Raw genomic sequence first — 17,495 nt, 5'->3', positions numbered from 1 at the left:
CTCATGTTCAGCAAGGTCCTGATTGCCAACCGCGGCGCGATTGCCTGCCGCATCATCCGCACGCTGAAAACCCTGGGCGTGCGCAGCGTGGCCGTGTATTCCGAGGCCGACGCCCAGGCCCGCCACGTGCGCGAGGCCGACGAGGCCTGGCTGCTGGGCCCTGCCCCGGCGGCCGAGAGTTATTTGCGCGCGGACCGCATCCTTCAGATCGCCAAGGACTGCGGCGCGCAGGCCATTCACCCCGGCTACGGCTTCCTGTCGGAGAACCCGGCCTTCGCCGAGGCCTGCGAGGCGGCAGGCATCGCCTTCATCGGCCCCGCGCCGCAGCAGATGCGCGCCTTCGGCCTGAAGCACACGGCGCGCGACCTGGCGCAGGCGCGCGGCGTGCCGCTGCTGCCGGGCTCGGGCTTGTTGCTCGACCTGGCGCAGGCCACGGCCGAGGCCGCGCGCATCGGTTACCCGGTGATGCTCAAGAGCACGGCGGGCGGCGGCGGCATCGGCATGCGGCTGGTGTGGAATGACACCGAACTGCGCGACGCGTTCGAGTCCGTGGGGCGGCTGGCGCAGGCGAACTTCAAGGACGCGGGCCTGTTCCTGGAGAAGTACGTGGAGCAGGCGCGGCACATCGAGGTGCAGGTGTTCGGCGACGGCGCGGGCGGCGTGATCGCGCTGGGCGAGCGCGACTGTTCGGTGCAGCGGCGCAACCAGAAGGTGATCGAGGAAACCCCGGCGCCCGGCCTGAGCGACGCGCAGCGCACCGAGCTGCACGCCACCGCCGTGCGGCTGGCGCAGGCGGTGAACTACCGCTCCGCCGGCACGGTGGAGTTCGTCTATGACGCGGCGAGCGGTGCCTTCTATTTCCTGGAGGTGAACACACGCCTGCAGGTGGAGCACGGCGTGACCGAGCAGGTCTGCGGCGTGGACCTGGTGGCCTGGATGCTGCAGCTCGCGGCCGGCGACCTGCCGCCGCTGGCGCACGCTGCAGCCGGTGCCGCGCGGTGCGTCCATCCAGGTGCGGCTGTACGCCGAAGACCCGGCGAAGAACTTCCAGCCCAGCGCGGGCCTGTTGACCGACGTGGTGTTCCCTCCCCGCGCGCGGGTGGACAGCTGGGTGGAGCGCGGCACCGAGGTGCCCGCCTGGTACGACCCCATGCTGGCCAAGCTGATCGTGACCGCCGACACGCGCGAGCAGGCCCTGGCGCAGCTCGAAGACGCGCTGGACGCCACGCGCCTGGCCGGCATCGAGACCAACCTGGGCTACCTGCGCCAGGTGGTGCGCGACCCGGTGTTTCGCGAAGGCCGGCAGGTCACGCGCTTTCTCTCCACGTTCGAGTTCAGGCCGCGCACCATCGACGTGCTGGAGCCCGGCGTGCAGACCTCGGTGCAGGACTGGCCGGGCCGCCAGGGCTACTGGGCCGTGGGCGTGCCGCCGAGCGGGCCGATGGACGCGCACGCGCACCGCATGGCAACCAGCTGGTGGGCAACGCCAGCGATGCGGCGGCGCTGGAGATCACGCTGGCCGGCCCCATGCTGCGCTTCAACGTGGCCACGGTGGTGGCGGTGACGGGCGCGCCCGCGAAGCTCACATTGAATGGTCAGCCCGTGGCCATGTGGCAGTCCCTGGCCGTGCCGGCGGGCGCCACGCTGGCCGTGGGCCGCTGCAAGACCGGCGTGCGGCTCGCGCTGGCCGTGGCCGGCGGGCTGGACGTGCCGCTGTACCTGGGCAGCCGCAGCACCTTCACGCTGGGCCAGTTCGGCGGCCACGCGGGGCGGCACCTGCGCACGGGCGATGTGCTGCACCTGGCGGACGCACCGGCTTCGGTCGAGGCCCAGACCATGAGCGACTACGTGTACGCACCCGAGTACACGAACCACTGGGACATCGACGTGCTCTACGGCCCGCACGGCGCGCCGGACTTCTTCACGCCGGAGGACATCACGATGTTCTTCGGCACCGACTGGAAGGTGCACCACAACAGCAGCCGCACCGGCGTGCGCCTGATCGGCCCCAAGCCGCAGTGGGCGCGCAGCGACGGCGGCGAGGCCGGGCTGCACCCGTCGAACATCCACGACAACGCCTACGCCATCGGCGCGATCGACTTCACCGGCGACATGCCGGTGATCCTCGGGCCCGACGGCCCGAGCCTGGGCGGATTCGTGTGCCCGGCCGTGGTGCTGCACGACGAGCTGTGGAAACTGGGCCAGCTGCGGCCGGGTGACACGGTGCGTTTTCACCGGCGCGCGGGCTCGCCGGCCAGCCCCATCCTGGACGACCGCGCGGCCGAGGGCGAGCGCCCGCGCCGCGTGGTGCGGCAGGCGGGCGACCGCTACGTGCTGATCGAGTTCGGCCCGCTCACGCTGGATCTGGAGCTGCGCATGCGCGTGCAGGCCCTGCTGGAAGGCCTGAAGCGCCAGCACCTGGACGGCGTGATCGACCTCACCCCGGGCATCCGTTCGTTGCAGGTGCATTTCGACCCCACGCGCCTGCCGCGCGAGGCGCTGCTGCGCGTGATCGCCGAGGTGGACGACGCGCTGCCACCGGTGGACGAGATGGTGGTGCCCTCGCGCACCGTCGTGCTGCCGCTCTCGTGGGACGACCCGCAGACGAAGCTCGCGATCGAGAAGTACATGCAATCGGTGCGGCCGGACGCGCCCTGGTGCCCGAGCAACATCGAGTTCATCCGCCGCATCAACGGGCTGGACTCGATCGAGGACGTGTTCCAGGTCGTGTTCGACGCGCGCTACCTCGTGCTGGGCCTGGGCGACGTGTACCTGGGCGCGCCGGTTGCGCACGCCGCTGGACCCGCGCCACCGGCTGGTGACCACCAAGTACAACCCCGCGCGCACCTGGACGCCGGAGAACGCCGTGGGCATCGGCGGCGCCTACCTCTGCGTGTACGGCATGGAAGGCCCCGGCGGCTACCAGTTCGTGGGCCGCACGCTGCAGATGTGGAACCGCTGGCGGCACGGCACGCCGGGCACGCCGTTCGAGCAGCCCTGGCTGCTGCGCTTCTTCGACCAGATCCGCTTCGAGCCGGTGAGCGAGGACGCGCTGAAAGACATCCGCGCGCGCTTCCCGCACGGTGGTTACGCGCTGCGCACGGAAGACGGCACGTTCAGCCTGAAGGACTACCGGCGTTTCCTGGCCGAGAACGACGCCGCCGTGGGCGCGTTCAAGGCAAGGCAGCAGGCCGCGTTCGAGGCCGAGCGCGAGCGCTGGGCCGCCGCCGGCCAGGTGGACTACGCGAGCGAGGCCGATGTGACCGCCGCTGGCGTGGAGGCCGAGATCGACCTGCCCGAGGGCGGCCGCGCGCTGCGCACCAGCGTGCCGGGCAACGTGTGGAAGGTGGCCGTGAGCGTGGGCCAGCAGGTGCGCGCCGGCGATGTGCTGCTGGTCATCGAGTCCATGAAGATGGAGTTCAACCTGCTCGCGCCCGCGGACGCGACCGTCCACAGCCTCATGTGCGCCCAGGGCGGCGCGGTGGCCGCCGGGCAGAACGTGCTGGTGCTGATCGACGAAGCCGCCGCCTGAGCCCTTCAAGAACATCCAAGGAGTCTTTTGCCATGTCCCTGACCCCACTGTCTTTTGACCTCGCCAGCCTGCAGGCCGCCTACCGCGAAGGCAGCGCCACCGCGCGCGAGGTGATCGCCGAAGCCTTGCGCCGCAGCGCGGCCGACCCGCACCACGCCTACATCCACGTGCTGAGCGAGGCCGAGGTCGAGCCCTACCTCGCGCGCCTGGACGGCGTGGACCCGGCCAGCCTGCCGCTGTACGGCGTGCCCTTCGCGATCAAGGACAACATCGACCTCGCGCACGTGCCCACCACCGCCGCCTGCCCCGAATTCGCCTACACGCCGCAGGACAGCGCCTTCGTGGTGCGCCAACTGCTCGCGGCCGGCGCGGTGCCGGTGGGCAAGACCAACCTGGACCAGTTCGCCACCGGCCTGAACGGCACGCGCTCGCCGTACGGCGCGTGCCAGAACCCGCACCACCCTGCCTTCATCTCGGGCGGCTCCAGCTCCGGCTCGGGCGTGGCCGTGGCCAAGGGCTGTGTGACGTTCGCGCTGGGCACCGACACCGCCGGTTCGGGCCGCGTGCCGGCGTCGTTCAACGGGCTGATCGGCCTCAAGCCCACGCTGGGCCTGCTCTCGGCCTGGGGGGTGCTGCCGGCCTGCCGCTCGGTGGAGACACCCTCCATCCTCGCGCTCACGGCGGCCGACGCGCAGGCCGTGCTGGGCGTGGCGGCGGCGTTCGACGAGGCCGATGCCTACAGCCGACCCGCGCAGCCACTGGGCGTGGACTTCTCGGCCGGGCCGTTCCGCTTCGGCGTGCCGCGCCACGAGGACCTGGACTTCTTCGGCAACGAGGCGGCGGCCACGCTGTTCGCCGACGCGGTCAAGCGCCTCGAATCGCTCGGCGGCACAGCCGTCACCATCGACCTCACGCCCTTCCTGGCCGTGCGCAAGCTGCTCTACGAAGGCCCCTGGGTGGCCGAGCGCTACGTCGCCATCCAGGGCTTCATCGACGCGCAGCCCGAGGCGGTGTTCCCGCCGGTGCGCCGCATCATCGAAGGGGGTCGCGGCAAGACCGCCGCCGAGGCCTTCGCGGGCGCCTACAAGCTCAAGGCGCTGCGCCGCGTGTGCGACCGCGTGTGGAACGAGGTGGACTGCCTGCTCACGCCCACGGCCGGCACGGTCTACCGCATCGCCGAGATGCAGGCCGACCCGATCCGCCTCAACGCCAACCTGGGCCGCTACACCAACTTCGTGAACCTGCTGGACCAATGCGCCGTGGCCGTGCCGGCCGGCGTGCTGGCCAGCGGCGACGCGAAAGGCCTGCCCTGGGGCGTGACTTTGGGCGCGCCCGCGCACAAGGACCTGGCGCTGCTGCGCCTGGCCGATCGTTTTCACCGCGCGCTCGGTGGTTCGTTGGGCGCGACGGGCACCGACGTGTCGGCCACACCGGCCTGCGTGGGCCTGCCGGGCGGCGAGGTGGGCGCGGCCGGCTCGGGCACGGTGCGCGTGGCGGTGTGCGGCGCGCACCTCTCGGGCCTGCCGTTGAACCACCAGCTCACAGCACGCGGCGCGCGGCTCGTGGACAGCCCCGTCTCCGCGCCCGAGTACCGCTTCTACGCCTTGGCCGGTGGACCGGTGCAACGGCCCGGCATGGTGCGGGTGGCCGAGGGCGGCGCGGCGATCGCGATGGAGGTGTGGGAAGTACCGTCGGCCCTCTTCGGCAGCTTCGTGGCCGGCATTCCCGCACCGCTGGGCATCGGCAAGGTGAAGCTCGCCGACGGCAGCGAGGTGCCGGGCTTCATCTGCGAAGGCCTGGGCGTCGGTGGCGCGACCGACATCACCGCCTTCGGCGGCTGGCGCGCCTGGCTCGCGGCGGGTGCACCCCGATGAACCAGCGCGACGCGGTGGTCACTAGGGTGCATGAACGCCTTTCACCCTTTGCACATCTCACACGACTCACTTGACCCGATCGCCCTTCAGCCGCAGGACACCGTGCCCTCGCTGCAGGACCTGGAAGACCAGGTGGCCCGTGCCATCCAGGCCAGGAACGATTTCATCCACTCGCGCCTGCCCAGTTCGCTCTCGCACTGTGGTTACTGGTTTCTCGCCGGTGTGTTCGCCACAGGGAGCGCCACGATGCTCGGGGCCACGGCGGTGTGGGCCGCCACGCTCGGGAAAGACATCTACCAGGCGACCACCCGAGGGAACGCCTCTCCGATGGGTCTGGCGTTCTCGCTGACGATCGGCACCGCGTCGCTGGGCGTTCCGCTGATCCCGGCCCGAGCGTTGGCGCAACTGGCGGTCCTGACGGTGAGGCAGATCACCGAGGACAACGAGGCCATCGTGCAGCAACTGGAGCGCGACATCAAGGACGCCTGCCAGCGCGTGGCGGAGGCGGCCAAGACCTTGTCGCCGGTCGAGTTCGAGCGCCTTTTGCACAGGGGGGTCGTCCCCCTGCCCTCGCTCATCGCGGCATGCACCGAGGACGTCGAGAAGGCGTCGATGCTCGCGCAGGGCCTGCTCGAAGCCGGGCAAGCGGCCCCGCTCCTCGCCCTGGCCAGCCTCGGCCTCCACCATTGCAGCGAGGTGGGCGACGTGCTTCTGGGCGCACTCGCGGCGCCTCAGGCGTTCGTCGCGCTGCTGGCGTCGTCGCCCGATGCGGCGGACGTGCTCGCCGTGTTGTGCATGGCGCGCAACGCGATGTCCGACAGCGCGCCCGAAGCGCTGGAAGCCTACCTGGAGGAGCACCCGGATGTCGCGCGCGACGCCCTGGCGCGGCTGGAGACACGGGTCGCGAACTGCGGTCTGCACGAACTGCACGATCAGATCCGCCAACGCCGGCTCGCCGGCGTGGTGATGGCGATCGCCCGCCACGCGCCATCGCTGGACGCACAACCTGTGCCGGCCTGACGCCGTCGCCCGTGCAAAAAAAGCCAGGCCCTAGGGCCTGGCTTTTTCATGGATGACCGGATCGATCAGCGCGGTGCGCGGCGCGCCATCGGGCGGGCCGGGCCGCCTTCGTTGCGGCGCGGCGCGAACTCGCCACGCATGGCGCCGCGCTCAGCGTTGCCACGGTCGCTGAAGCCACCACGTTGCTCGCCGCCCTTGTCGCTGCGGCCGAAGCTGGAGAAGCCACCGGGCTTGCCACCGGTGCGCGCCGGGGCGGCGCCCCGGTCGCCGAAGCCCCGGCTGGCCGGGCGCGTGTCGTTGCGGTAGCCGCCTTGATCACCGCGGTTCTCGAAGCGGTTTTCACCCCGGTTGTCGAAGCGATTCTCGTGGCGCGGCTGCGGCTCGGCACGGCCTTCGAAGCGCGGGTCGAAGCGCGTTTCCGGGCGGCTGTGGTCGACGCGGGGGGCGTCGAAGCGGCCTTCCGGGCGACCTTCGAAACGCGGGCCGCGCGGTGCGGGGCCACGGGCGTTGAAGTTGCTGCGGTCGGCATAGTTGCGATCACCACCACCACCGAAGCGATCACCACGGCCTGCGCCCGGACGGCCACGGCCACCGAACTCGGGCTGCGGTGCGCGCTGGCGCGGTTCGAGGCCGGGCACGGTCTCGACGTTGATGCGCTGGCGCGTGTAGGCCTCGATGTCGCCGATCTTGCGGCGGTCGCGGAACTCGGCGAAGGTGACGGCCAGGCCGTCGCGGCCGGCACGGCCGGTGCGGCCGATGCGGTGCGTGTAGTCCTCGGCCTTCATCGGCAGGCCGAAGTTGAAGACGTGGGTGATGGTGGGCACGTCGATGCCGCGCGCGGCGACGTCGGTGGCGCACCAGGATCTGCACCTGACCGTTGCGCAGTGCCATCAGGCGGCGGTTGCGCATGCCCTGGTTCAGCGCACCGTGCAGCGCCACGGCGGCAAAGCCGGATTGCTGCAGGTCGTTGGCGAGGCCATCGCATTCGATCTGCGTGCTGCAGAACACCACCGCCTGGTTGATGGTGGTGTCGCGCAACCAGTGGTCGAGCAGCTTGCGCTTGTGGTCGGCGTGGTCGGCCCAGAACAGCACCTGCTTGATGTTGGCGTGTTGCTCTTGCGGCGAATCGATCTGCACCTTTTGTGCGTGCTTGCCGTTGTCGTGCATCACGCGCATGGCGAGTTGCTGGATGCGCGGCGCGAAGGTCGCGCTGAACATCATGGTCTGGCGGCGCTGGCTGGTCAGGGCGTTGACTTCGGCGAGGTCGTCGGAGAAGCCCAGGTCGAGCATGCGGTCGGCTTCGTCGACGACGAGGAACTGCACCTGGTCGAGCTTGAGCTGCTGCGAGCGCTGCAGATCCAGCAGACGGCCGGGGGTGGCGACCACGAGGTCGGCGTTCTGCAGGCGCGCGATCTGCAACTGGTAAGGCATGCCGCCCACCACGTTGGCGATGCGCAGGCCGCGGCAGTGGCGCACGAGGTCGATGGCGTCGTTGCGCAGCCTGCTGCGCGAGTTCGCGCGTGGGGCACAGGATCAGGGCGCCGGGGGTGGCGGCCTTGAAGTTGCGCGAGCTGGTGGGGTCCTTGCGCTTGGGCGCCTTGGGCGGTGCTTCGCCACGGGCCAGGGCGTCGGCCACCGCTTGTTCGCGGTCGGCGCGCTCCTTGGCGTCGGCGGCGGCGCGTTGCTGCAGCAGGGTGTGCAGCACGGGCAGCAGGAAGGCCGCGGTCTTGCCGCTGCCGGTCTGGCTGGAGACCATCAGGTCGGCAAAACGCTGCTCGCCTTCGGCCAGCAAGGCCTTGGGGATCACGTTGTTCTGCACGGTGGTGGGCTGCGTGTACCCGAGGTCCACGCAGGCTTGCACCAGCTCGGGCGCCAGGCCCAACAGCTCGAAGCCGTTGGGGCCGGTGGGCTCGATGGCCTCTGCGGCCTCAGCGATCACGGGGGTGGAAAGGTCTGCCTCGGTGTCGGCAGAGAGGATTTCGGGCGAGAAATCGCCGCGGGCTTCAAAAGAGTCGCTCATGTTCGTCCATGCGCCAGAGGGCGCAATTGATCGAATGCAAACGCTAAAGGGACGGCCTACCTTGAAAAGGTGGCAGCTCCGGGGCGTCGGATCCGTTCGTGGTTACAAAACATCAACCATCAAACGATCGACGCGCCATGGGTCACAGAGAGAAGCGTGACACCGGGAGCGAAGGCCCCATCCTGCGGTTGCGGGGGGCCTGGTGTGTGAGGCAGATGCACAAATCATCGCAGTTGCCTGCGAAGCCGCTGATTATGGCATGGATTCGGGAAAACCCCAAGTCTTTACATCCGCGCTCAATTGAGCACGGCGCGCACCACGTAGAACAGCAACGCCGCCAGCACGGCGGTGGCCGGCACGGTGACGATCCAGGCCGCCACGATGCGCATGACCACGGAGCGCTTGACGATTTCCTTCTTGTAGGCCTTCTTGAACGCCTTCTGTTCCTTCTTGGCGAACACCGCATCTTCCGGTTGCGCCAGCTCCCGCTGCTTGGCAAGCCGCTTCATGTCCGCCAGCATGCGCTTCTTCTCGCTCACCTCGGCGGCCTCGAAGCGGCTCAGGTAGGCCTCGACCACGTCGCGGTCGGCACCCTGGTGGCCTGAGCGCACCACACGTTCCATCTTCGCGTAGTTCACCTTGAGCAGTTCGCGCAGGAAGCCGACGCCGAACACCGCGCCGATGGAGATGTGCGTCGTCGACACCGGCATGCCCAGCTGCGAGGCGACGATCACCGTGAGCGTGGCGGACATCGCGATGGCGTACGCGCGCATGTTGTCCAGCTCGGTGATTTCCTTGCCCACGGTGCGGATGAGCCGCGCGCCGTACAGCGCCAGCCCCACCGCCAGGCCGAGCGCGCCCAGCACCATGATCCACAGCGGCGTACCGGCCTTGGTGGCGATGGCGCCGTCTTTCACGGCTTCGTAGATCGCGGCCAGCGGGCCGATGGCGTTCGCCACGTCGTTGGCGCCGTGGGCGAAGCTCAGCAGCGCGGCCGAACAGACCAGCGGCCAGGTGAACAGGCGGTTGACACCGTTCTTGCTGTTCTCCTGCCGCCGGGCGTGCTTGGCGATGGGCTTGCGGATCAGTGCCCACACGACCACGGCCAGCACCACCCCCGCGCCCATGGCCGTCGGGACCCCGACATGCACCATCTGGCCCAGGCCCTTGAGCAGCATGTAGGTGGTATAGGCCCAGACCATGGCGGCGATCAGGATGGGCACCACGCGGCTGGCGGCGTCGATCATGTCGCTGCGGTAGGTCACGCTGCGCTTGATGATGTACAGAAAGGCGGCGGCCATCGCACCGCCGGCCAGGGGCGAGATCACCCAGCTGATCACGATCTGGACGATGGTTTCCCAGTTGACCAGGCCCCAGCCGCCGGCGGCGATGCCGGCGCCCATGACCGCGCCGATGATGGAGTGCGTGGTGGACACGGGGGCCCCCACGGCCGTGGCGAGGTTGAGCCAGAGCGCGCCGGCCAGCAGCGCGGAGAACATCACCCACGCGAACAGCGCCGGGTCCGAGATGGCATTGGGATCGATGATGCCGCCCTTGATGGTGCCGACCACGTCGCCACCGGCCACGATGGCGCCCAGGGCCTCGAAGACGGCGGCCACGACGATGGCCCAGCCCATGGTCATGGCACCCGAGCCCACCGCCGGGCCCATGTTGTTGGCCACGTCGTTGGCGCCGATGTTCATGGCGATGTAGGCCCCCACCGCCGCCGCCACGATCAGCAGCCACATCGCCGAAGTCGCCAGGCCTGCGGTGGATGCACCGGTGAGCGAGGCGTACAGCCCGACCAGGAGGAGGAACAGCACCGCGGCGCCCAGCTGGAGCACCTCCTGGTGCTTCGAAACGAAGCGGTAACGGGATTTTTTTGTCATGCAAATCTCATGTGAACGTCACAATTTTGACATGTGATCGCACACCCCAAGGCCGGCGCGCGGGGCGCCGGTGCAAGCCGCGGGGCGCGCGTTCAGCGCAGAAAGTGGGTGCGGTAGTGCTCGAGCTCGTCGATGGATTCGTGCACGTCGGCCAGCGCGGTGTGTTTCTGGTGCTTCTTGAACGACTCGTACACCTCGGGCCGCCAGCGGCGGGCCAGCTCCTTGAGCGTGCTCACGTCCAGGCAGCGGTAGTGGAAGTAGGCCTCCAGCTTGGGCATGTACTTCACCAGGAAGCGGCGGTCCTGGCTGATGGTGTTGCCGCACATCGGCGAGCCGTTCTTGGGCACGTACTGGGCGATGAAGGCCAGCAGGGTGGCCTCGGCCTCTCCCTCGCTCACCGTGCTGGCCTTGACCTTGTCGATCAGGCCGCTGCGGCCGTGCGTGCCCTTGTTCCAGGCGTCCATGGCGTTGAGCACGGCGTCGCTCTGGTGCACCACGATCACCGGCCCCTCGATGCGCGGCGTGAGCTGCGGGCCGGTGACGACCACCGCGATTTCCAGCAGGCGCTCTTTTTCGGGGTCGAGACCGCTCATCTCGCAGTCGATCCAGACCAGGTTCTGGTCGCTCTTGGCGAGGGTGGGGGTGTCGGCGGCGGTGCCCGCCGGGGCGGTGGAGGCAGAAGTCATGGCCGGCATTCTCGCCGATCCGCCGCCCGGGGCCGCCGGCCCCACGGCGCGCGCAAAGGGCCGTCTTCGATAGACTCGGCCCCATGGACACCGCTTCCTTCGCTTTCACCGCCGTTTTCTGCGCCCTGCTGCTGCTGGGCCTGCTGGTGCGCACCGTGCTCGCCAGCCGGCAGATCCGCCATGTGGCGCGGCACCGCCACACCGTGCCCGCGGCCTTCAGCGACACGATCTCGGTGGCCGCGCACCAGAAGGCGGCCGACTACACCATCGCCAAGGCGCGCTTCGGCCTGCTGGAGACCGCCATCGAGGCCGCGCTGCTGCTGGGCTGGACGCTGCTGGGCGGCCTGGACTGGCTCAACCAGCTGCTGCTGGACGCGCTGGGCGGCGGCATGCTGCAACAGCTGGCGCTGCTCGCGGCCTTCGTGCTGATCGGCGGCCTCATCACCCTGCCCCTGGGCTGGTACGCCACCTTCCGCATCGAGGAACGCTTCGGCTTCAACAAGATGACGATGTCGCTCTGGCTGGGCGACTTGGTCAAGGGCACGCTGGTGGGCGCGCTGATCGGCCTGCCGATCGCCGCGCTGGTGCTCTGGCTCATGGGCGCGGCCGGCCCGACCTGGTGGCTCTGGGCCTGGGGCGTCTGGATGGCCTTCAACCTGCTCGCGCTGGTGCTCTACCCCACCCTCATCGCGCCGCTGTTCAACAAGTTCGAACCGCTGTCGGACGAAACGCTCAAGGCGCGCGTGAACGCGCTCATGCAGCGCTGCGGCTTCGCCGCCAAGGGCCTGTTCGTGATGGACGGCAGCAAGCGCAGCGCCCACGCCAACGCCTACTTCACCGGCTTCGGCGCGGCCAAGCGCGTGGTGTTCTTCGACACCCTGCTCAAACAGCTCAGCCCCGACGAGATCGACGCCGTGCTCGCGCACGAACTCGGCCACTACAAGCGCCGCCACATCCTCAAGCGCATCGTGCTGATGTTCGCGCTGAGCCTGGCGGGCTTCGCGTTGCTGGGCTGGGTGTCGAGCCAGGCCTGGTTCTTCAGCGGTCTGGGCGTGACGCCGTCGATGGACACGCCCAACGACGCGCTGGCCCTGCTGCTGTTCATGATGGTGGTGCCGCTGTTCACCTTCTTCCTCTCGCCGCTGATGGCGCAGCTCTCGCGCCAGCACGAGTTCGAGGCCGATGCGTATGCCGTGGCCCACACCAGCGGCCCCGATCTGGCCAGCGCGCTGCTCAAGCTCTACAAGGACAATGCCAGCACGCTCACGCCCGACCCGCTGTACGCGCGCTTCTACTATTCCCACCCGCCGGCGAGCGAACGCCTCTCCCGCCTGCAAACCGCCTGACGCGAACCCGACCCATGAACCCGATCCACCAGAACCGCCGCGCCCTCTCCGCCACCGAAATCGTGACCCAGCTCACCCAGCTCAACGGCGATGCCGCCCAGGGCTGGAAGCTGATCGACGGCGCGCTGGAGAAAACCTACAGCTTCGCCAATTTCCACGAGACCATGGCCTTCGTGAACGCCCTGGCCTGGATCGCGCACCGCGAAGACCACCACCCTGACCTGGCCGTCAGCTACGGCCGCTGCACGGTGCGCTTCAACACGCACGACGTGAACGGCATCTCGGTCAGCGACATCCACTGCGCCGCCGCGGTGGACGCCCTGCAGAAGGCCTGATGGCCGATCTGCAACCCGGTCTGGTGGTGGCCGCCCACGGGCGCCACTGCCTCGTGGAAAGCGTCGACGGCGAACGCCGCATCTGCCACCCGCGCGGCAAGAAGAACGCCGTGGTCGTGGGTGACCAGGTGCAATGGCAGGTCACCGGCGACGAAGGCAGCATCGAGCGCGTGGACGAGCGGCGCAACCTGTTCTACCGGCAGGACGAGATGCGCACCAAGTCGTTTGCCGCCAACCTCGACCAGGTGCTGGTGCTGGTGGCGGCCGATCCGGAGTTTTCCGAGAGCCAGCTGACCCGGGCCCTGATCGCGGCACAGGCCGAAGGCATCGACGTGCTGATCGTGCTCAACAAGAGCGACCTGCAGCCCGCGTTCGACCGCGCCTGGGCCCGCCTGGAGCCCTACCGGCGCATGGGCTGCGCGGTATTGCCGCTGCGCCTGAAATCGGCCGAGGGCTCGGAAGCCGGCCTCGATGCCCTGCAGCAGCGGCTGGCGAACAAGCGCACCCTGGTGCTGGGCCCCTCGGGCGTGGGCAAGAGCACGCTGGTGAACCGGCTGGTGCCCGAGGCGCGCGCGCTGACGGGCGAGATTTCGCGGGCGCTCAACTCCGGCAAACACACCACGACCAGCACCACCTGGTACTGGGTGGACGCGGAACGCCGCACCGCGCTGATCGATTCACCGGGGTTCCAGGAATTCGGCCTGAACCACATCGAGCCCATGCAGCTGGCCCACCTCATGCCCGACCTGAACGCCACGCTGGGCCACTGCCGCTTCTACAACTGCACGCACCTGCACGAGCCGGGTTGCGGGGTGTTGGAACACGTGCAGACCGGGGAGCCGGACCAGCCGGCCGACGACCCGCTGGCGATCAGCGAAAACCGCTACCGCCTCTACGGCGAGCTGTTCGCGGAACTGTCCGACAAGCGCCGGTATTGATAGGCTCCCCCCGCGCCGCGCCTTCGGCGCGTCACCCCCCAGGGGGCAACACCTGTGGCCTGGCGAAGCCAGTTCCACGGTGTTCTGGATGGATTGACCGCTCTCCGGCTACAGGCCTGCCAGGGTGAGCAGCGCGAGCAGCAGCATCCAGAGCACCACCGCGCGCCACACCAGCCCCACCACACTGCTCAGGTGGGCCAGTTGCGGATCCGGCCGGGCGGCGGGGTCGCCCACCACCTCGTCGTCTTCGATCGTGAGCGGATCGAGCTGCGGGGTCAGCCGCACGTTGATGGCGCCCGAGGTGGCGGCCAGCACTACGCCGTCGCTGCCCGGGGCAAAGCGCTCGGCATCGCCGCGCCAGCTGGCCACGGCCTCCTCGAAGTTGCCCACCACGGCGAAGCCCAGCGCCGTCACGCGCGCCGGCACGTGGTCGACCCAGCGCCAGGCGGTCGCGGCGGCGTGCTGCAGCGCCGGGCTGGGCGTGCCGTCCGGGCGCGCGCGCCAGTTGCGCGAGAGGTACTCGGCCAGGCGGTAGAACACCGCGCCCGAGGGGCCCAGGCCGATGGCCCAGAACACCACGAAACACACCAGCACGCCGAACACGTGGCGGTGGGCGGCCAGCACCGAGTGCTCGATCACCTGGCGCAACAGCTCGGTGCGCGGCAGGCTGGAGGCGTCCACACGCAGCCAGCGGGCCAGCTTCTCGCGCGCGGTGGCGTCGTCGCCCACATCGAGCGCCTGCCGGATTTCGCTGAAGTGGTGGCTGAACTGGCGAAAGCCCAGCGTCACGTAAAGAATGCCAATGGTCCACACGAAAGCCAGCACGGAGCTGAATTGCCACAGGCCCCAGTACACCAGCCCCGCGATGGCCGCCGGCACGCCCACCGCCAGCACCCAGGCGACCCAGCCATGGGAGGACTGGCCGGCATCGAGGTTGCGGCGCACGGTGCGCGCCCAGCCGCGCAGACCGGCGTGAACGGGGTTGTCAAAGGCGAGCGGGCGCGCCTGTTCCAGCAGCAGGGCAATGAGGATGGCGAAAAAACTCATGGCGCCATCATAGTGGCGTGAGGGGCGCGCGCCACAGAGCGCCGCACGGGCCTAGGCGCTGAGCATGCGGTAGAAGTTGCGCAGCATGCCGGCGGTGGCGCCCCAGATGAAGCGCTCGCGGTCGCCGTCCAGGTAGGGCATGGAGTACCACTCGCGCACCACGCCCTCGAAGGCCAGCGCGTGGCGCCGGTGGTGCAAGGGGTTCATGAGGTAGGCCAGCGGCACCTCGAACACGTCGTCCACCTCGTCCGGGTTGGGCACCAGCTCGAAACCCGGCCGCACCAGCCCCACGACCGGCGTGACGATGAAGGACGTGCCGGTGACGTACACCGGCAGCGTGCCCAGCACCTCCACCCGATCCGGCGCCAGGCCGATCTCTTCCTGCGCCTCGCGCAGGGCGGCGGCGGTGGCGTCGGCGTCCTCGGGGTCGAGCTTGCCGCCCGGCAGGGCGATCTGGCCCGAGTGGGTGGACAGGTGGGCCGTGCGCTGGGTCAGGATGAGCGTGAGCTCGTCGCGCATCACCAGCGGCAGCAGCACCGCCGCCTCGGCGGGCGCGCGGTCGACGAACTTGCGCTCGCGGTGAAGCTCGGGCGTCCACACCGGCGGTCGGGCGAACAGTTCGCGCAGGCCGGTGGGCGTGAGGCGCTGCGCCTGCGCGGGGCGCAGCATCTCGTCGGCCTCGTCCGCGACGATGGGCACCAGGCGCGGATCAAAAGCGGGCAGAACGTGGGTCATGTGAAGGCAAGCATAGGCCAGACGCAAAAAAGCCGCTCCGGGGAGCGGCTTTTTTCGGGAGGGTGCATGCGACCGGGCCAGGCCCGATGCGCTTTACGCGCCCAGCTTTTCCTTGATGCGGGCCGACTTGCCGCTGCGCTCGCGCAGGTAGTACAGCTTGGCACGGCGCACGGCACCGCGGCGCTTGACTTCGATCTTGGCGATCAGCGGGCTGTACAGCGGGAAGGTGCGCTCGACGCCTTCGCCGTTGGAGATCTTGCGCACGATGAAGCTGGAGTTCAGGCCACGGTTGCGGCGGGCCACCACCACGCCTTCGTAGGCCTGCACGCGCTTGCGCGTGCCTTCGATCACGTTCACGCTGACGATCACGGTGTCGCCAGGGGCGAACGGGGGAATGACTTTGCCAAGGCGAGCAATTTCTTCTTGCTCAAGGGTTTGGATGAGGTTCATGATTTCCTGTTTTGTCGGTCATGGCCGCGCTGCACTAAAGGCCGCGAATCCGGCAGGGCCCCTGTCCAGACCCTTGCGGGTTTGCGGGGTGGCCCGGTCGCGGCGGCCGGTCAGAGGATCGAAAAGCCTTGGATTATAGCAATCCCTGAGCGCGGAGGAAAGCCTGGTCCGCCGCGTCGAGCAATCCCTGCGCCCGGGCACGGGCCAGCAGGTCGGGCCGGCGGCTGGCCGTGAGCAGCAGGCTTTGCTCGCGCCGGTGGCGGGCGATGCGCTCGTGGTGGCCGCCCAACAGCACCTCCGGTACCGCCATCGGCCCCCGCGGGCCCTGCCAGACCTCGGGGCGGGTGTGGTGCGGGCTGTCCAGCAGGCCGTCGAGCGCCGGGTTGAAGCTGTCCTGCTGGTGGCTGCCCTCGTCGGTCAGCACGCCGGGCTGCAGGCGCGCCACGGCATCCAGCAGGGCCATGGCCGCGATCTCGCCACCCGAGAGCACGAAATCGCCCAGGCTGATCTGCCGGTCCACGCAGGTGTCGATGAAGCGCTGGTCGATGCCTTCGTAGCGGCCGCACACCAGCACCGCGCCCTGGCTGCGCGACCAGCCCTCGACGCCCGCGTGGTTCAGCGCCTCGCCGATCGGGGAAAAAAGGACCACGGGGGCGCGGGCATCGTCGGCCTCCGCGCGCGCGGTGCGGATAGCCTGCAGGCACTGCCACAGGGGTTCGGCCATCATGACCATGCCCGGGCCGCCGCCAAACGGGCGGTCGTCGACCCGGCGGTAGTTGCCTTCGGCGAAATCGCGCGGATTCCACAGGTGCACGGCCACCTGGCCGGACTCGAAGGCGCGGCGGTTGATGCCGTGCTGCAGGAAAGGCGCGAACAGCTCCGGGAAAAGCGTGATGACGTCGAAGCGCATGGCGGTATTGTGAGCGTCAACGATCCGGTGCCGGGCCGCCCCAAGCGGGATCAACCCCCTCGGGGGGCAGTGACCCGCGCAGCGGCGGAGCGTGGGGGCCTAGTAATCCGGCTGCCAGTCGGCGGTGATGCGGCGCTGCGCCTTGTCGACGTCGTCGATGTAGGCCGCCACGAACGGGATCATGCGCTCGGCGGTCTGCTCGGTGCCGTCCACCGTCTCGGTGTGTTCGAGCACCAGCACCGAGGTGGGCCCGGTGGGCATGAGGTCGCGCACCACGCCCAGGTGCACGCCTTCGCGGTTGAACACGTCCAGGCCGATCAGGTCGACCCAGTAGTACTCACCTTCGGGGGTGGCCGGGAAGGCGCTGCGCGGCAGGTAGATGCGCACGCCCTTGAGGGCCTCGGCCGCATTGCGGTCGTCCACGCCGTCCAGCTGGGCGACCAGGCCGTCGGTGTGGGGTTTGACTTCCGCCACGCCCACGCCCACGCAGCCCGTGAACGCCGAGAAGCCGCGCGCGAAGCGGGCTTCGGGCGGCTGCAGGAACCAGGAAGAGGAAGCGATCAGCGCCGAGGTGTCGGCGCTGTGGGGCAGGATGCGGACCCAGCCCTTGATGCCCCACGCGTCCTGTATGCGCCCCAGCTCGACGGCGTCGTCGGGCAGGGGCAACGCCTTGAAGGCGCCGGACGCGGGGTGGCTCACCTTGCTGCGGGCAG

The 17,495-nt window shown here is 69.6% G+C and carries 14 protein-coding genes and 3 pseudogenes; 9 read left to right on the top strand and 8 right to left on the bottom strand.

The genetic code is table 11. The features are described 5' to 3' along the window. Nucleotides 1–3 precede the first annotated feature (3 nt). From ACFJI0_RS05325 to ACFJI0_RS05300, 6 genes and pseudogenes are all read left to right on the top strand, one after another. A pseudogene (locus ACFJI0_RS05325) lies at nt 4–897 on the top strand (biotin carboxylase N-terminal domain-containing protein); the annotation flags it as partial. Nucleotides 898–988: 91 nt separating this feature from the next. After that, nucleotides 989–1,564: a hypothetical protein gene (locus tag ACFJI0_RS05320; RefSeq protein ID WP_382325525.1), complete on the top strand. Its 576-nt coding sequence runs from the start codon at nt 989–991 to the stop codon at nt 1,562–1,564. Next, a pseudogene (locus ACFJI0_RS05315) lies at nt 1,477–2,905 on the top strand (5-oxoprolinase/urea amidolyase family protein); the annotation flags it as partial. The gene ACFJI0_RS05320 and the pseudogene ACFJI0_RS05315, both read left to right, overlap by 88 nt. Continuing rightward, entirely contained in the window at nt 2,903–3,532 is a 630-nt protein-coding gene (locus ACFJI0_RS05310; protein WP_382325523.1) for a biotin/lipoyl-containing protein, read from the top strand. The pseudogene ACFJI0_RS05315 and the gene ACFJI0_RS05310, both read left to right, overlap by 3 nt. A gap of 32 nt (nt 3,533–3,564) precedes the next feature. Beyond that, nucleotides 3,565–5,406 carry an allophanate hydrolase gene (atzF, locus tag ACFJI0_RS05305; protein ID WP_382323684.1) on the top strand — a complete coding sequence of 614 codons (1,842 nt, stop codon included), beginning with the start codon at nt 3,565–3,567 and terminating at the stop codon, nt 5,404–5,406. A gap of 30 nt (nt 5,407–5,436) precedes the next feature. Further along, nucleotides 5,437–6,426, top strand: a complete 990-nt coding sequence (locus tag ACFJI0_RS05300) for a hypothetical protein (RefSeq protein ID WP_382323683.1) — start codon at nt 5,437–5,439, stop codon at nt 6,424–6,426. A gap of 65 nt (nt 6,427–6,491) precedes the next feature. Here ACFJI0_RS05300 and ACFJI0_RS05295 read toward each other — a convergent pair. The 3 genes and pseudogenes from ACFJI0_RS05295 to orn form a co-directional block, all read right to left on the bottom strand. Next, nucleotides 6,492–8,446: pseudogene (locus ACFJI0_RS05295) on the bottom strand (DEAD/DEAH box helicase). A gap of 296 nt (nt 8,447–8,742) precedes the next feature. Next, on the bottom strand, nt 8,743–10,335 hold the full coding sequence (locus ACFJI0_RS05290) for an inorganic phosphate transporter (protein ID WP_382323682.1): 1,593 nt from the start codon (nt 10,333–10,335) through the stop codon (nt 8,743–8,745). Between the two features lie 92 nt (nt 10,336–10,427). Then, nucleotides 10,428–11,021, bottom strand: a complete 594-nt coding sequence (gene orn, locus ACFJI0_RS05285) for an oligoribonuclease (protein ID WP_382323681.1) — start codon at nt 11,019–11,021, stop codon at nt 10,428–10,430. An 83-nt stretch (nt 11,022–11,104) separates the two neighbouring features. Between orn and ACFJI0_RS05280 the strand changes: the two genes are divergently transcribed. From ACFJI0_RS05280 to rsgA, 3 genes are read left to right on the top strand one after another with little or no spacing between them, the layout of a single operon-like run. Further along, nucleotides 11,105–12,367 carry a M48 family metallopeptidase gene (locus tag ACFJI0_RS05280; RefSeq protein WP_382323680.1) on the top strand — a complete coding sequence of 421 codons (1,263 nt, stop codon included), beginning with the start codon at nt 11,105–11,107 and terminating at the stop codon, nt 12,365–12,367. A 14-nt stretch (nt 12,368–12,381) separates the two neighbouring features. Next, nucleotides 12,382–12,702, top strand: coding sequence for a 4a-hydroxytetrahydrobiopterin dehydratase (locus ACFJI0_RS05275; RefSeq protein ID WP_382323679.1), 321 nt, complete (start codon nt 12,382–12,384; stop codon nt 12,700–12,702). Beyond that, nucleotides 12,666–13,640 (top strand): ribosome small subunit-dependent GTPase A, encoded by a 975-nt coding sequence (gene rsgA, locus ACFJI0_RS05270; RefSeq protein WP_382325521.1) that lies wholly within the window; start codon nt 12,666–12,668, stop codon nt 13,638–13,640. Before ACFJI0_RS05275 ends, rsgA begins: the two co-directional genes overlap by 37 nt. A 108-nt stretch (nt 13,641–13,748) precedes the next feature. On the opposite strand, the gene ACFJI0_RS05265 is transcribed toward rsgA, so the two are convergent. The 5 genes from ACFJI0_RS05265 to rimM all read right to left on the bottom strand — a co-directional run bounded on the left by ACFJI0_RS05265 (nt 13,749) and on the right by rimM (nt 17,481). Then, nucleotides 13,749–14,687, bottom strand: coding sequence for a CobD/CbiB family protein (locus ACFJI0_RS05265; RefSeq protein ID WP_382323678.1), 939 nt, complete (start codon nt 14,685–14,687; stop codon nt 13,749–13,751). Between the two features lie 51 nt (nt 14,688–14,738). Further along, nucleotides 14,739–15,422: a CoA pyrophosphatase gene (locus ACFJI0_RS05260; protein WP_382159818.1), complete on the bottom strand. Its 684-nt coding sequence runs from the start codon at nt 15,420–15,422 to the stop codon at nt 14,739–14,741. 93 nt (nt 15,423–15,515) lie between these two features. Next, nucleotides 15,516–15,872 carry a 50S ribosomal protein L19 gene (gene rplS / locus ACFJI0_RS05255; RefSeq protein WP_066268749.1) on the bottom strand — a complete coding sequence of 119 codons (357 nt, stop codon included), beginning with the start codon at nt 15,870–15,872 and terminating at the stop codon, nt 15,516–15,518. A gap of 133 nt (nt 15,873–16,005) precedes the next feature. Next, nucleotides 16,006–16,782, bottom strand: coding sequence for a tRNA (guanosine(37)-N1)-methyltransferase TrmD (trmD, locus tag ACFJI0_RS05250; RefSeq protein WP_382323677.1), 777 nt, complete (start codon nt 16,780–16,782; stop codon nt 16,006–16,008). Between the two features lie 99 nt (nt 16,783–16,881). Beyond that, entirely contained in the window at nt 16,882–17,481 is a 600-nt protein-coding gene (gene rimM, locus ACFJI0_RS05245; protein ID WP_382159823.1) for a ribosome maturation factor RimM, read from the bottom strand. Nucleotides 17,482–17,495: the final 14 nt, after the last annotated feature.

It is taken from the genome of Hydrogenophaga sp. UC242_53 (assembly GCF_042696965.1).
Lineage (GTDB): Bacteria > Pseudomonadota > Gammaproteobacteria > Burkholderiales > Burkholderiaceae_C > Hydrogenophaga.
Note: the sequence above shows the minus strand (reverse complement) of the source record. Positions and strands in the feature narration are given on the sequence as shown.

Coding starts and splice junctions, on each gene's coding strand:
- ACFJI0_RS05265 (WP_382323678.1), bottom strand. CDS start 14,687: ATGAGTTTTTTCGCCATCCTCATTGCCCTGCTGCTGGAACAGGCGCGC.
- atzF (WP_382323684.1), top strand. CDS start 3,565: ATGTCCCTGACCCCACTGTCTTTTGACCTCGCCAGCCTGCAGGCCGCC.
- orn (WP_382323681.1), bottom strand. CDS start 11,021: ATGACTTCTGCCTCCACCGCCCCGGCGGGCACCGCCGCCGACACCCCC.
- trmD (WP_382323677.1), bottom strand. CDS start 16,782: ATGCGCTTCGACGTCATCACGCTTTTCCCGGAGCTGTTCGCGCCTTTC.
- ACFJI0_RS05300 (WP_382323683.1), top strand. CDS start 5,437: ATGAACGCCTTTCACCCTTTGCACATCTCACACGACTCACTTGACCCG.
- rplS (WP_066268749.1), bottom strand. CDS start 15,872: ATGAACCTCATCCAAACCCTTGAGCAAGAAGAAATTGCTCGCCTTGGC.
- ACFJI0_RS05310 (WP_382325523.1), top strand. CDS start 2,903: ATGGAAGGCCCCGGCGGCTACCAGTTCGTGGGCCGCACGCTGCAGATG.
- ACFJI0_RS05275 (WP_382323679.1), top strand. CDS start 12,382: ATGAACCCGATCCACCAGAACCGCCGCGCCCTCTCCGCCACCGAAATC.
- ACFJI0_RS05280 (WP_382323680.1), top strand. CDS start 11,105: ATGGACACCGCTTCCTTCGCTTTCACCGCCGTTTTCTGCGCCCTGCTG.
- ACFJI0_RS05260 (WP_382159818.1), bottom strand. CDS start 15,422: ATGACCCACGTTCTGCCCGCTTTTGATCCGCGCCTGGTGCCCATCGTC.
- ACFJI0_RS05290 (WP_382323682.1), bottom strand. CDS start 10,335: ATGACAAAAAAATCCCGTTACCGCTTCGTTTCGAAGCACCAGGAGGTG.